The sequence below is a fragment of the Roseateles sp. GW821-FHT03B02 genome (assembly GCF_059421025.1).
The window spans coordinates 377697-392339 of record NZ_JBWKUV010000003.1; the positions used below are offsets into that span (position 1 = coordinate 377697).

Annotated in this window: 9 protein-coding genes; 7 read left to right on the forward strand and 2 right to left on the reverse strand. The window is 72.4% G+C overall.

Annotated features, from left to right (window positions below; genetic code table 11):
• The first annotated feature begins 148 nt into the window (after positions 1-148).
• The 4 genes from AC07VX_RS11550 (at position 149) to AC07VX_RS11565 (ending at position 6063) form a co-directional block, all read left to right on the forward strand.
• Complete coding sequence (locus AC07VX_RS11550) at positions 149-1252, forward strand: SGNH/GDSL hydrolase family protein (protein WP_493164873.1); 1104 nt, start codon at positions 149-151, stop codon at positions 1250-1252.
• Positions 1253-1269: 17 nt separating this feature from the next.
• Entirely contained in the window at positions 1270-1926 is a 657-nt protein-coding gene (locus AC07VX_RS11555) for a hypothetical protein (protein WP_493164874.1), read from the forward strand.
• Positions 1923-4376, forward strand: a complete 2454-nt coding sequence (gene lnt, locus AC07VX_RS11560; protein ID WP_493164875.1) for an apolipoprotein N-acyltransferase — start codon at positions 1923-1925, stop codon at positions 4374-4376. The genes AC07VX_RS11555 and lnt overlap by 4 nt, the downstream gene beginning before the upstream one ends.
• 109 nt (positions 4377-4485) lie before the next feature.
• Positions 4486-6063, forward strand: coding sequence for a flavin monoamine oxidase family protein (locus AC07VX_RS11565; protein WP_493164876.1), 1578 nt, complete (start codon positions 4486-4488; stop codon positions 6061-6063).
• Here AC07VX_RS11565 and AC07VX_RS11570 read toward each other — a convergent pair.
• Positions 6060-7541: a sulfatase-like hydrolase/transferase gene (locus tag AC07VX_RS11570; RefSeq protein WP_493164877.1), complete on the reverse strand. Its 1482-nt coding sequence runs from the start codon at positions 7539-7541 to the stop codon at positions 6060-6062. The genes AC07VX_RS11565 and AC07VX_RS11570 overlap by 4 nt on opposite strands.
• Positions 7542-7638: 97 nt before the next feature.
• Positions 7639-10719 carry a ligand-binding sensor domain-containing protein gene (locus tag AC07VX_RS11575; protein WP_493164878.1) on the reverse strand — a complete coding sequence of 1027 codons (3081 nt, stop codon included), beginning with the start codon at positions 10717-10719 and terminating at the stop codon, positions 7639-7641.
• Between the two features lie 263 nt (positions 10720-10982).
• Here AC07VX_RS11575 and nosR point away from each other — a divergent pair, with 263 nt between their 5' ends.
• The 3 genes from nosR (at position 10983) to AC07VX_RS11590 (ending at position 14641) form a co-directional block, all read left to right on the forward strand.
• Positions 10983-12335 carry a response regulator c-di-GMP phosphodiesterase, NosR family gene (gene nosR, locus AC07VX_RS11580; RefSeq protein ID WP_493164879.1) on the forward strand — a complete coding sequence of 451 codons (1353 nt, stop codon included), beginning with the start codon at positions 10983-10985 and terminating at the stop codon, positions 12333-12335.
• Between the two features lie 21 nt (positions 12336-12356).
• On the forward strand, positions 12357-12950 hold the full coding sequence (locus AC07VX_RS11585; protein ID WP_493164880.1) for a response regulator: 594 nt from the start codon (positions 12357-12359) through the stop codon (positions 12948-12950).
• A gap of 65 nt (positions 12951-13015) precedes the next feature.
• Positions 13016-14641: an ATP-binding protein gene (locus AC07VX_RS11590; RefSeq protein ID WP_493164881.1), complete on the forward strand. Its 1626-nt coding sequence runs from the start codon at positions 13016-13018 to the stop codon at positions 14639-14641.
• Positions 14642-14643: the final 2 nt, after the last annotated feature.

Consider the following 14643-nt stretch of genomic DNA (forward strand, 5'->3'; position numbering starts at 1 on the left):
GCTGCAGCGCACACAGAGGGAATGTCCCCAATTCGGCGCAAGGCCCCGGTGCTAGCGTCATGTGTTGTTCGTGGTTCCGGCCTTGCGCGACGCGCCGGCCGGACGCTCTGTCGATTCCCTTCGCAAAACATCAGGCCAGGAGACACAGATGAGCACTTCCCTTCGCACGGCCCTGGGCCGCGCCACCGCCAGACTGGGCCTGCCGCTGCTGGCGGCCCTCAGCCTCGCCGCACCGGCCGCCGCCAGCACGTTGACGCAGAACGTGTCCTGGACCATCGACCGCGCCGGCACCACGGCCAAGTACCGCATCGTGGCCTACGGCGACTCCATCTATGCCGGCTACAACGGCTCGGTGCTGAACGCCGCCAAGTACGCGGCCCCCACGGTGGACGCCGAGTACCTCGCAGCCAAGTGGAACGCCAGCATCGAGAGCGTGCGCCGCGCCAAGTCCGGCGCCGTCGCCTCCGACGTCTACAGCAACAAGATCGTGGCCGAGAAGTCCTACATGCAGGCCGCGTCCACCCGTGTCGTCACCTTCGAGATGTGCGGCAACGACGGCCTGCAGGCACGCTCGGCCTTCAAGAGCCAGACCGGCACCTGCAACTACGCCGGCATGGACGCCGCCGTGCAGAGCTGCAAGACCTATGTGGCCGCGGCCATGGACTTCATCAACGCCAATGCCTACTCCGGCGTGAAGCTCAAGGTCATCTCCAACCTGCACTACCCCGGCTACAACGCCGACAACACGCAGAGCAGCTGCAAGGACGCGACGACCGGCGCAACCGTGAACCTGCGTGACCGCTTCCTGCCCAAGCTGGCGACGATGAACTACTGGATGTGCGAGTACGCGCGCCAGAAAGGCTTCCAGTGCGCCGACAACTTCGCGCAGTACATGGGCGCCGACTACGACAGCAACGGCGACGGCGTCATCGACTCCGATGGCCTGCGCTGGGTGCCCGGCGAGAGCGAGGCCAGCTATGTGGGCCGCATCACCGGCGCGCTCAAGCCCACCCTGCGCGACGCCAACGCCAAGTTCGTCTCCAGCACCACCAGCTACGACTACATCCAGTCCGACGACACCCACCCGACCTACAACGGCGGCACCGTATCGGCCGGCCTGTTCGGCGGCACCACCGGCTCGGGTGCGGCGCGCTACACCACCATCACGAACGGCAAGAACCCGATCTGGAACCAGTACGGCCACGAACGCATGGGCTGGTCGATCTCGACGTCCAACCCGGCCGCACCATGAGCTGAAGGCAGGCGGGCATGAAGCGAACGCGCGACAGCCGGTATGGCGCCTGGGGGCCTTCCCCCTGGCTGCTGGGGCTTGCGCTCGCCGCGGTGGCCGGCGGCGTGGCCTGGTGGTGGCCGGCGGACGAGCCGCCGCCGCCCGTCGCTGCCCGGCCAGCAGAGCCGCTGCCCCTCGCCACCGTCGCGTTGGCGGCCTCGCAGGCCGCGGCGCCCCTTGCCGCGGTGCAGCCGGTGGCCGCCACGCCAGCCGCGGCGGTCGCCCGCATCCCGCGCCTGCGCGATCCGGGCGGTGACCAGACCCCCGACCTGGCCGACTACGTCAACGAAGGCGAGCGCCCCACGATGGCCGAAGTGATCCAGCGCCTGCACGCGGCTGGCGTGCGCACCGGCCTCGGTGCCTTCAACCCGCCCGGCACCCGCCCGCCCATCGTCGGCTTGGCCGCGCCGGAGAGCTTCGAGCTGCCGCCTGGCTATGTGCGCCACTACCAGGCCACCGACGACGGCCAGCGCATCGAGCCCATCCTGATGTTCTCGCCCGACGCGCAGACGCTGGTCATCAACGGCCGCAGCGTCACCGTGCCGGTCGACCGCGTCGTGACACCCGAGCTCGCGCCGCCCGGCCTGGCCCTGCGGCGCATCGTCGTGCCCGCGCCGGTGGACGGCCCGCGTTGACGCCCGCCGCCCTGGCCAGCCGGCTCGTTCGCAGCCGGTGGAGCGGCATTGCCCTGGCCGCCGTGCTCTGCGGCGTCTATGCCCAAGGCGGCCCGGCCTGGGTCCTGGGCTTCGCGGCCCTCGTTCCCTGGCTGCGCACGCTGGACGCCCAGGCCCGCCTCGGCGCCCAGCTGCTCAATGCATGGGCCATGTCGGTGGCCTACACGGCCGCCGCCTTCTACTGGTTCGGCAGCGCCCTGGGCGCCTACACGCAGATCGGCGCCAGCGCGGGCCTGGCCCTGCTGCTGCTCGCCGCGCCGCTGTTCCAGCCGCAGATCCTCGTCCTCGCCGTTGTGCGCCACGTCGCGCGCAGGCATCTGGGCCCCCTGCTCGCGGCGCTCGCGGGCGCCGCCGGCTGGGTCGCCGCCGAATGGGCCCTGCCCCACATGCTGGGCGACACCCTCGGCCACGGCCTCTACCCTGCGCCGCTGCTGCGCCAGGCCGCCGCGCTGGGCGGCGCCACCGGGCTGACCCTCGTGCTGCTGCTGGCCAACGAGGCCCTGGCCGCCGCGCTGGCGCGCCGCCACGAAGGCCTGCGCGCCGTCGCTGCGCCGCTGGCGCTGGCCGCCGCCGGCCCGCTGCTGCTGGCGTGCGGCGGCCTGGTCGCGCTGCAGCCCGAGCCGCCCGCCGCGGCCCGGCCGCTGCGCATGGGCCTGGTGCAGTCCAACATCACCGACTACGAACGCCTGCGCCGCGAGAAGGGTGCCGGCGCCGTCGTGCGCGAGGTGCTCGACACGCATTTCGCGATGAGCTTTGATGCCGTCGAGCACCAGCGCGTGGACGCGGTGCTGTGGTCGGAGACCGTCTACCCCACCAGCTTCAGCCGGCCCAAGAGCGAGGCCGGCGCGACGCTGGACGCCGAAATCCTCACCATCGTCGACGCGGCCGGCGTGCCCTTCGTGTTCGGCACCTACGACCGCGATGCCGACGGCGAATACAACGCCGCCGCCTTCGTGCAGCCGGGCGCCGGCCTGCTGGGCATGTACCGCAAGACCCGGCTCTTCCCCTTCACCGAGTACCTGCCCGCCTGGCTCGACACCGCCGCCGTTCGCGCCGCGCTGCCCGGTGCCGGCAACTGGCGGCCGGGCAGCGGCGCACGTGTCTTCCCGCTGCGCCTGGCCGACCGCGGCGATGGCGGCCGCGAGGTGCCCGTGCTTCCGCTGATCTGCCTGGACGACACCGACTCCGGCCTCGCCATCGACGGCGCAAGGCTGGGCGCGCAAGTCATCCTGACAATGTCCAACGACTCGTGGTTCACCGACCACCGCCAGGGCGCCGCGCTGCACCAGGCCGCCGCGGCCTTTCGCAGCGTCGAGACCGGCCTGCCGCAGTTCCGCGTCACCACCAACGGCTTCAGCGCCGTCATCGATGCCCGCGGCAACCTCATCGCTACCACGCGCATGGGCGAGCGCACGCTGGTCATCGGCGACCTGCCGGTGCGCGACCCGGTGCCCACGCTGATGGTGCGCTGGGGTGACTGGGTGGGCCGTGCGGCGGCGGTCTTCCTTGCCGGCCTGGCCTTGCTGACGGTGCTCTGGCGCTGGCAGGGCCGTGCGCCCGTCGCAGCGCCGGCCACGCTGCCGGCCGCCCTCGTCGTGCTGCCGCCCGCGGCCCGCGTGGTGGCCGGCCTGCTGCGGCTGATCTCGCGCGGCGGCGCGCTGGCCATCGGCGCGGCCTGGCTGTGGGGCGATGGCTCGCTGCAATCAGGCCCCCTCGCGCTGCTGCGCATGTTCGCGGCCCTGTGCCTCATCCCCGAGGCGGCAGCCTGGGCCGTCCTGAAGGCCAGCACGGCGCAGCTCGCGCTGGCGCAAGGCCGGCTGGTGCTGACGCGCGGCGGGCAGCGGCTGGAGGTCCCCGTGCAGGACATCGCCGCCATCGAACCCTGGCGCCTGCCCCTGCCTGGCGCCGGCGCATCGCTGCGCATGCTCTCCGGCGCGCGCTGGCCCCACGGCCTCGCTCTGGCCGACCCCTGGGCGCTGGCCGCCGCCCTCGGCCGCCCCGTCGCCGAGCCGCCACGCTGGCAAGCCGCCTGGGCGCGAAGCCGGGCGTGGTGGCCGCAGGGCCGTCTCGGCCGGCCGGCGTGCAAGTTCCTGCTGCTGCCGCTGGTGCTGGCCGCGCCCGCCTTCCAGCTGCACCAGCGGATCGCCTACGGCAGCGCCTTCGGCGAGTTCTACAGCTATGGGCTGGTGGCCTATCTGACGGCCTTCGGGCTGTGGTGGGCGGCGTGGATCGCCGGCATCGTGCTGTGCGCGGCAGCGCTGCGGGCGGCCATCGAAGCGGCTGCCTTCGCCGGCGGCCTGCTGCGCCCGCAGCAGGCCGTGACGGTGCGCGCCGGCCTGGAACGGCTGGGCCTGGCCGCCCTCTATCTGGGCCTGCCCGCCTGGCTGCTGCTGCGGGCCACGGCGAGCTGAGCGCCCCCGACCCGGCGCCCGCAGCGGCCCGTCGAGGCCGGCCAGCGGCCATGCGGTTGCGCCCTCCGATATGCTTCCGCCCAGTTGTACATACAAGTGGAGACTTCCCATGACGACCTACGACATCGTCATCGCCGGCGGCGGCGTGTCGGGCCTGTACTGCGCGCTGCGCCTGGCTGACGCGGGCCACCGCATCCTCGTGCTGGAAGCCGCGGCCGACCGCTGGGGCGGGCGCATCGAGACTGAGGACATGGACGGCTTCATCGCCGAGTACGGGCCCATGCGCTTCGAGCCGACGCTGCAGCCGCGCTTCGCGGCGCTGTGCGCCGAGCTGGGCGTGGGCCTCGTCGACTTCTTCGGCCCGTCGGCCGACCAGGTGAGCGGCGACGATGCCGACCTGCCCGAAGCCGAGCGCGGCCTGAACTCGCTGCAGCTGCTCAAGCGCGGCATCATGCTCATCATGGGCCGCCAGGGTCCGGACAGCGACGACCAGGACTGGATCGACGCGCTCACCGAGGCCGACTACATGCGGCTGCGCAAGCACGCCCAGCTGCACGGCCAGCCGCTGTGGGACATGGGTTTCTGGAACGCGCTGTCGGCCCAGGGGGTGCTCAGCCACCGGGCGCTCGTGAAGCTGCGCGACACCGGGACCTTCTATCACATGATCCCGGAGAACCTGAACGCGGCCGAATGGATCATCTGGTGGCTGCGCGCCCTCAAGACCGTAGGCCAGCAGCTCGCCAGCATCGAGGGCGGCTCGGCGCGTTTGACCGAGGGCCTGCTGGCCCGCCTGCGCGGCCACGCCAACGTGACGCTGGCCGGCGGCCACAGGCTGCGCGGCGTGCAACCCGTGGAGATGGGCAAGCCGACGCTGGCCCTGGACGTGGCGACGCAGAACGGCGCCCTCACGCTGCGTGCCGAGCGCCTCATCCTGGCGCTGCCGCGGCTGCCGCTGCTCAAGCTCACGCGCCAGCTGCCCGAGCACATCGCCTCGCAGCTGGACAGCGTCAACGGCTTCCCGATGCTGAAGGTCTTCTTCGTCTGCAACACGCCGTGGTGGAGCTACGGCCAGGCGCCGCAGCAGTACGCCAACTGCATGCCCACGCGCGAGATCCACTACTTCCGCCGCGCGCCGGAGAACGATGCCGACGGCCACGGCATGGTGCTGCTCTACATGGACCGCCCGTCCACCGAGTTCTGGCGCCACTACGTCATCGACGGCGAGCGCCACGACCGCGCCGAGCTGGACCAGAACGCCCGCATCGTCGACGCCTTCGCGCTCTTCGTCGCGCGGGATGTGAAGCGTTCGGCGGAATCGAGCGCCGAGTCGGCGCTCAAGCTCACCGACAACGCCCGCCGCATCTTCGGCGGCCTGAGCCTGGCCGAGACGGCGGGCTACATCCGCAATTCCATCATCACCTACGGCATCCGCGACTGGGCGCGCGCGCCCTACGGCGCGGCCAACCACGGCTGGCAGCCGGGCGTGCGCTCGTGGAAGGTGATGGAAGCCTTCAAGGCCTTCGACTTCGGCAGCGGCGCCCGCAACCTGCACATCGTCGGCGAGGCCTATTCCGACTACCAGGGCTTCATCGAGGGTGCCCTGAACAGCGCCGAGCTGGCGCTGGCGACCATTCCGGCCCGGCCGATGGACGAGGCGGCCCAGGAGCCCAGCCTGGGCCTGTCCTAGACCGCCTTCATCCACAGCCGCTGGAACAGCGGCGAGCGGCAGGACAGCCGGCCGTTGACGGTGGCCATGCCGTCGCGCTCGGCCAGCGTGGGCTGGCCCGTGCCGGCCAGCAGCGACACGCCCAGGCCCAGCCGGTGCGGCTGGTTCGTCCAACGCAGGCCGATGGCCTCGGCCAGCGTGGGCAGGATGTCGACATGCGTGAACTGGCGCTGCAGGTCGTCGGCGGCCAGCACGCGGCCCTGGGCGTCATAACGTGCCAGCGCATGGAAGACGGTGCGGCCCCGTGGCTCGGGCTGCAGCTCGCCGTTCAGCAGCGGCTCGGGGTTGAGGTGGTCGCCCATGATCCAGACCACCTTGGGCCGGCCGTCGCGCTGGGCGATGAAGCGCTCGACGAGGCCGGCCACGACATGGTCCGTGCAGCGCAGCGCCTCGCGCATGACGTCGGCGGGCTCGTCGTCGTCCTCGTCTGCCACGGCATCGGCGATGCAGCCGCGGTCGTGCGCGCCCGAGGGGCCATGGGTGTCCACCGTCAGCAGCAGGCTCAGGCGCGGCTCGTCGCCCCGGCGCGGGCGCTGCATGTCGGCCCAGGCCAGCTCGACGAGGTCGCTGTCCAGCAGACCCCAGCCCTCGTGCGGCACCGGCACGCCGCGCTGGCGCCACTGCTCGGCGCCGAAGCGGCGCGCGACGTGGTGATCCTCCAGGAAACGCCCCTTGCCGGCGAACTTCAGCGAGGCGCCGCCGTAGAAGCTGATGTCCCAGCCCTGGGCGGCCAGCAGGTCGGTCAGGCACTGGCCGCCCTCGAAGAAGCGGCGGCTGTACTCCAGCGAGTTGTGGCTCATCAGGCCCACGGGCTGCAGCGGCACGCCGCACAGCGCGCTGAACATGCCGCCCACCGTCCAACTCGCGCCGCTGAGGTTGCGCAGCTCGCCCAGGGTCTGGAAGTCGTCCTGCATGCGCGTGAGCTGTGGCAGCAGGGCGGCATGCGGCTCGCGCGGGCGGGTGTAGCCCTCGTCCAGCGACTCGACGAAGACGACCAGCACGTCGGGCTTGGCCTCGGGCGCCTGCACGCCGACGCGGCCGGGGTCCACGTAGTTGCGCGCGAGGTAGTCGCCGCCATCGGGCTCGGGCTGGCAGGGGTCGGACACGGTCGCGTTGACGGACACGACCGCCCCCGTGCCGAGCAGCGCCAGCAGCGCGCGGCCATGCCAGCGTCTCATGCGGCGCAGCAGGAAGAGGCTGAGCACCGTCAGCGCGATGACCGCCAGCAGGCAGCGGCAGGCGCGCCACAGCATGCGCGGGTCGGCGTAGTCCAGGCCGCCGTTCTGCAGGTGGAAGAGCACCTGGTCGGCCGTCACGAGGCCCAGGTAGGCGCGTAGGAACCAGCTGGTGCCCACGACGGTCCAGAGCAGCAAGACGAGGGCCGCCAGGACGCTGGCACGCGCGGGCGGGAGGGCGGAGAACAGGCGGTCGGCAGACATCGCCGGCGAGTCTGCCGACGCCGCGTTGCCGGGCCGCGAGCGGAAGTTTGCTGAGTGTTGAGGCCCGGCAAACGACTGTGTGCCTGCAAATGGTGCGTCAGGAGCGCAGCAACGTCAGCCTGCCACTGGCAGCCCAGGTGTCGAGCGGGCGGCGGATGTCCTGGCGCAGCTCGTTCTCGCTGTCAGCCTCGGCCTGCAGCAAGCCCACCCAGGCGTTGCGGCCGGTCTCCTTGGCGTCGTAGAGGGCCGCGTCGGCCAGGTCGATGGCGGCGCGCCAGTCCAGCGCGCGCGGCAGCCGCGTGCACAGCGGGAAGGCGGAGAAGCCGACCGAGCAGGTCTGCGCCACGCGCAGGCCGCTGTCGAGCTCGAAGGGCTGGGCCGAGACGGCCTGGCGGGCGCGTTCGGCGAGTTCGGCCGCACGGCCGCGCGGCGTGCCGCGGGCGACGATGAGGAACTCCTCGCCGCCCCAGCGCACCAGGTAGTCGGTGGCGCGGAAGACCTGCTCCAGCCGGCCGCGCATCTGCTCCAGCACCGCGTCGCCGGCCATGTGGCCGTGGGCGTCGTTGATGCGCTTGAAGTGGTCGATATCGATGAGGAAGAAGAGCAGGTCCTGCTCGCTCTCGGCTTCGGTGATGGAGGCCTCGTAGTGGCGCACGGTGAGGGCCGCGTCGGCCGGCATCTGGCGGTCCAGGAAGCGGCGGTTGCGCAGGCCGGTCAGCGGGTCGGTGAGGCTGGCTTCCTCCAGCTCGACGGACTTGCGGTGCAGCTCGGCAGTGGCCACTTCCAGCGCCTCGGTGCGCTCGCGCACGCGCGCCTCCAGCACGCGGCGGTGGCGCAGCAGCAGCCGCGTGCGCATGTTGACGATGGCGGCGACCAGCAGCACGGCGGCAAGGACGACGCCGGCCAGGGCCCAGCGTGTCTGCCACCAGGCCGCGCGCACGTCCACGCCGATCCTGAGTTCGTTGGGGCTCCAGGCGCCGTCACGGTTGCTGCCCTGCACGCGCAGCTGGTAGCGGCCCGGCGAGAGGTTGGTGTACGCGGCCGCGCGGCCGATGGCGCCGCCGGCGTCGATCCAGCCGGCGTCCAGCCCCTCGAGGCGGTAGCGGTAGCGGTTGCGGCCGGGCTGGCTGTAGTCCAGAGACGCGAACCCCAGGCTCAGGCCGCGCTCGCCGGGGGCCAGCACGATGGGGGCGGCGCCGGTCGGCAGGGGGCGCTCCTCGCCGTCCACGCGCAGCTCGGAGACGACCAGCGGCGGCCTGTAGGTCCAGGGCATGAAGCGCTCGGGGTCGATGACCAGCAGGCCACGCGCGCCGCCGAACAGCAGGCGGCCGTCGTCGAGCCTGGCGTAGCTGCGGAACCAGCCGGTGCCGAGGTCGGCGCCGTCGGCAGCACCCAGCTCGCGGCGCTCGCCGCTGCGCGGATCGTACATGTTGCGCTGCGACCAGATGCGGCCCTGCTTGTCGAACAGCAGGTTGGCGCCGAAGGCCCCGCCGACGTCGGAGGCGCCGATGACCTCGAAGCGCGCGCGCTTGCCGTCGCTGTCGATCAGGCGATGCAGGCCGGTGCCGGTGTCCACCCACAGCCGCCCGGCCAGGTCGACGGCCATGCCCAGCACGGTCTGGCCGGTCAGGCCCTTGGGCTCCACCCATTCGGCCACGGGCTCGTCCGCGCCGGGCTTGGCGATGCGGAACAGGCCGGCCGCACCGCCGGCCCACAGGCTGCCGTCGGGCAGCGTGGCGAAGGCGTTGACCTCTCCGGTGCCGCCCACCAGCCCGGACGTCGGGATGGCGCGCATGACGGGCTTGGACGGCGTCCAGCGCATGACGCCGTCCAGCGTCGCGATCCACAGCGCGCCATCGTCGGTGGCGTGGAAGCGCCGCGGCACGGCGTTGCCGCTGCGCAGCGTTTCCTTCCAGCGGCCCTGGGTGTCGAAGCGCAGCAGCTGGGTGTCGATGGCGACCCAGACGGAGCCGTCCCGGCTCTGGCCGAGGGCGTTGATGCGCCCCGGCGGCAGGCCGCCCGCGCCGGGCGCGATGAGGCCCAGCGGCTGCAGCTGGCGGTCGCGGCGTTCGATGCCGCCGGCCAGCGTGCCGAGCCAGATCTCGCCGTTGTCCAGCTGCAGCACGCTGCGCACGTCCAGCCCACCGGACACCGCGCCGATGGCCTCGCGCACCATGGACAGGCCCGGCAGCGGCGGCACGTGGCGCATCAGGCCGCCACCGTAGCTGCCGGCCCAAAGGGTGCCCGAGGGGTCGCGCAGCAGCGCGCGCACGTCGCTTCGCGGTGCACTACCGGCGCCGGTGGCGGGCAGGCGCTCGATCAGCGCGCCGTCGGTGGCGCGCCGACGCGACAGGCCCGAGGCGTCGCCGAACCACAGCTCGTCGGCGTCCGGCTGGGCCATGGCCATGACGGGCCACGCGCCCGCGGTCGCGCCCGGCTGGGCGCCGGGGCTGAAGGGCAGGGGCTGCCCCTGCGGCGACAGCGCACGCAGCCGCCCCTGGGCCGTGCCGACGATGATGCGGCCGTCCAGCGTCTCGCTGAGCAGCGTGACGAGCTGGTCGCCGACGTCCACGTCCAGCGTCTCGATGGGGCCGTCCGGCGCCTTGCGCGCCAGGCCGCGCCAGGTGCCGATCCACAGCGTGCCCTGGCGGTCGACGAGCAGGGTCTGCACGCGCGGGTCGGGCAGGCCATCTTCCCGGCCGCGGTGGTGGGTGAAGCGCTGGCTCTTGACGTCGAAGCGGTCCAGGCCGCCGCTGCCACCGATCCACAGCGTGCCGTCGGTCTCCAGCGCGAGGGTGCGCACGGTGTTGGCGGCGGGCGCCGTCTCGTCGGCGGACTTGCCGTCGCGTGCCCAGCGGTCCCAGCGGCCGGTGGCCATGTCCATGCGCACCAGGCCGCTGTTGCCGGCGGCCACCCACATCCAGCCGCGCGGGTCGGGCAGCATGGAGCGTACGAACTGCTCGGGCAGCAGCTGGCCGTCCGGGCCGCTCAGCGGGTAGCGGCGGAAGGCATAGCCATCGAAGCGCAACAGGCCCTCGGGCGAACCGGCCCAGAGCAGGCCGCGGGCGTCCAGGGCCAGGGCGGAGACCACGTTGTCCCGCACCGCCCCCGGCTCGCCGATCGGCTCGAAGCGCGGCACGACGGCCTGCGCCGCAGTCGCCAGCCCCAAGACGAGCAACAGGGCTGCACACCCTTTTGTTATGGACACCCTCATGCGCGGCATTCTCAGCCACGCCGCAGGCCCGGCATGCCGGCACAAGCCCTCACGGGAAAACTCACGGCTGCCATCCACCGGCCGGCCGGACACCCCCAGGAACGTGAATTAGTCGGCGTCAGAGAATGTTTTTATCAATTACATCTGGTTGCTTCTATCACTTAAGCAGAAACTAGCAGCCGAGCCCCAACACAGCCATCCGCCGGGGCTGCCGGAGTTCCTGCCTCATGGATGCACCCCTCGCGCCCCCCGCCCTGTCCGCCCTGTCTGCCCATCCGTCCCCGGCGCCGGCACCCGCCACCCTGCTGTTCGTCGACGACGAGCCCGCCATCCTCAGTGCGCTGCGGCGCCTGTTCCGGCCGCAGGGCCACCGCATCCTGCTGGCCGAGAGCGGGGCCGCGGCACTGGAGATCCTGGCACAGGAACAGGTCGATCTCGTGCTGTCGGACATGCGCATGCCGGGCATGAACGGCGCGCAGTTGCAGCAGACGGTTTGCCGGCGCTGGCCCGACGTGGCGCGCCTGCTGCTGACCGGCTATGCCGACATCGACTCGACGATCGCGGCCATCAACCAGGGCGAGATCCAGCGCTACATCGCCAAGCCCTGGGACGACCAGGATTTGCTGCTGGCCGTGCGCGACGGGCTGGAGCGCCACCGGCTGCGCCAGGAGAACCGCCACCTGCTGGCGCAGACGCAGCGGCACAACGAGGAACTGGAGCGCCGCGTGGCGGCGCGCACGGCCGAGCTGTCGCAGGTGAACGGCATGCTGGAGCGGGCCTTTGCCGAGCTGCGCGACAACTTCCTGCTGTCGATCAAGGTCTTCGCCGGGCTGGTGGAGCTGCGCGACGCCGGCAAGGTCGGCTATGCGGAGCGCGTGGGCCAGCTGGCACGCCGCCTGGCGGCCGCCCTCGCCCTCTCCCCCACCGAGCAGGACGACTGCTACGCCGCGGGCCTGCTGCACGAGGTGGGCAAGATCAGCCTGCCCGACGCGCTGCTGCGCAAGCCCGTGTCCGTCATGGGCGGCGAGGATCTGGCGCTGTACCGCCGCTACCCGCTGCTCGGCGAAGCGGCACTGATGCCGCTGTCGGGTCTGCGCGGCGCCGCCCGCCTCGTGCGCGCTCACCAGGAGCGGGTGGACGGCCACGGCTTCCCCGACGGCCTCGGCGGGGCCGAACTGCCGCTGGCGGCCCAGGTGGTCGGCCTGGCCGCGGCCTGCGAGGGCCTGCAGGCGGGCCGGCTGTCCGAGCGCCGCCACGACGCAGCCCAGGCCCGGGCCGTGATCCGCGGCACGGCCGGCTCGCATTACTCGCCGGCCGTCGTGGCGGCCTTCGAGCGCCTCATGAGCGCCGCCCCCGGCCCGGCGCCGCGCGATCGCGAACTCAGCGCGGCCGAGCTGCGCCCGGGCATGGTGATGGCGCAGGACCTGCTGAGCCCTCACGGCGCGCTGCTGCTGGCGGCGGGCTTTGTCTTCGACGCCGGCGTCATCGCCACCATCCGGGATCTGGTGGCCCGCGAAGGCCTCGGCATCGTCTTCCGCATCCGCGACACCCGCCCGCAATCCACGCCCGCCCTGCCCTGACCTGCCTGCCGAAAGCCCCTCATGAACACCCCGCTGACCGCCTCCGCGCCCCCGCATGTGCTCCTCGTCGACGACGAGCCCGCCATCCTCCACGCACTCGTGCGCACGCTGCGCCGCGGCGCCACCGACGGCCTGTGGATGCCGCTGCGCACCGAGGCCTTCACCGATCCCGCCGCCGCCCTGGCTCGCGCCAGCGAGCAGCCCTTCGCGCTGGCGATCAGCGACTTCCGCATGCCGGGCATGAACGGCGCGCAATTCCTGGCCCACCTGCGCGAGCGCCAGCCGGACTGCCGGCGCGTCATCCTGTCCGCCCACGCCGACTTCGAAGGCTTGGCCGACGCCATCAACTCGGCCCGCATCTCGCTCTTCCTGTCCAAGCCCTGGAACGAGCCAGAACTGCTGTCCGCCGTGCATGAGCAGCTGGAGGAACACCGCCAGCAGCTGGCGGTCGAGCTGCTGGCCGAGCGCCAGCGCCTGGCCCTGGGCGAGCTGAGCCCGCAGGAGGTGGAATGCCGGCGCCTGGAGCGCATGGAGCCGGGCATCACGCAGGTGCGCCGGAGCAGCGACGGCGCCTATCTGCTCGACCCCGTCGACGCGCGCGTGGCCTGGCGATGAACGCGCGCATCCAGCCCTGCCGGGCCCGGCCGCTACCGCCCGGCCTGCGCACTGGGCTGGAGGCCGTGAGCACCGCACTGCTGGCGCATGACGGCGAGTGCATCCTGTTCGCCAACGACGCCATGCAGCGCCTGCTGGGTCGCCCGGCGGACGAACTGCTGCAACTGGCACCGCAGGCCTGGGCCGCGCCGGCGCAGCAGGACCGGCTGCGCGACTACGGCCGCCGCTGCCTGGACAGCGACGCCCCCCTGCCCGCCATCGAGATCGAGGCGCTGAGCGCCAGCGGCACCCGCCGCCAGCTGGAGATCACCGCGCGTCGCCTGGGCGGCGAGGCTGCCGCAGTACCGCTGGTGCTGCTGACCTGCCAGGACCTCAGCGACATCCACCTAGTGCAGGACATCCTGCGCAACCACCAGGCCGGGCTGGAGTCCATCGTCGCGCAGCGCACCGCCGAGCTCAGGCGGACCCACCGGGAGCTGGAAGCCTTCATGGAGAACGCCTCGGTGGGCATCGTCGCCACGCGCGACCTGCGCATCAGCCGCAGCAACAAGCAGTTCGCCGAGATCCTCGAACTGCCGACCGGCACCCAGGCCTGCGAGCAGCCGCTGCGGCGCTTCTTTCTCGACGACGCGGATCTGCGCGACCTGGGCCGGCTGGCCGACAACGCGCGGCGGGCCGGCACGTCCCTCGTGCACGAGATGTGGCTGCAGACCTGGAACGGCCGGCGCATCTGGGTGCAGCTCATCGCCTACGCCTCCCACGCCGCCGGCGGCTCGCCGGGCATGTGGTGGCTGCTGCAGGACCGCAGCGAGGTCATGCGCGCGCAGGAAGAGCTGGTCAGCAACTACCGCAACATCCAGATGACGAATGCGCGGCTGGAGGAGGCGCAGAACCAGCTGCTGCAGTCCGAGAAGCTGGCCTCCATCGGCCAGCTGGCAGCCGGCGTGGCGCACGAGATCAACAACCCCATCGCCTTCGTCAACTCCAACCTCGGCACGCTGCGCCGCTACGTCGAGCAGCTGCTGGGCCTGATCCAGGCCTACGCCTGCCGCGAGCGCGGGCCTGCCGACGCCGAGCTGGCCGCGCTGAGGCAGGCCGCCGACCTGGATTTCATCACCGAGGACCTGCCCACCCTGCTCGACGAGAGCGAGGACGGCCTCTCGCGGGTGCGCAAGATCGTGCAGGACCTGAAGGACTTCTCGCGCGTGGACCATGCCGACTGGCAGGACGCCGACCTCAACGCCGGCCTGGAGTCCACGCTCAACGTCGTCATGAACGAGGTCAAGTACCGCGCCGACGTGCGCCGCGCCTACGGTTCGCTGCCGCCCGTGCGCTGCCTGGCCGGCCAGCTCAACCAGGTGTTCATGAACCTGATCGTGAACGCCGCTCACGCGATGGCGCCCGAGCGGCGCGGCATCATCGTCCTGGCCACCGGCCTGCAGCAGCAGGATGGGCGCGACTGGGCCTGGGTCGAGGTGGCGGACGACGGCTGCGGCATGAGCCCGGAGGTGCAGCGTCGCATCTTCGAGCCCTTCTACACGACCAAGCCAGTGGGCCAGGGCACGGGCCTGGGCCTGTCGATGGCCTTCTCCATCGCGCAGAAGCACGGCGGGCGCATCGATGTGCAGTCCGCCCCCGGCGCGGGCACGCGCTTTCGCGTCTGGGTGCCCGTGGCCGGGCCGGCCGCCTGAGC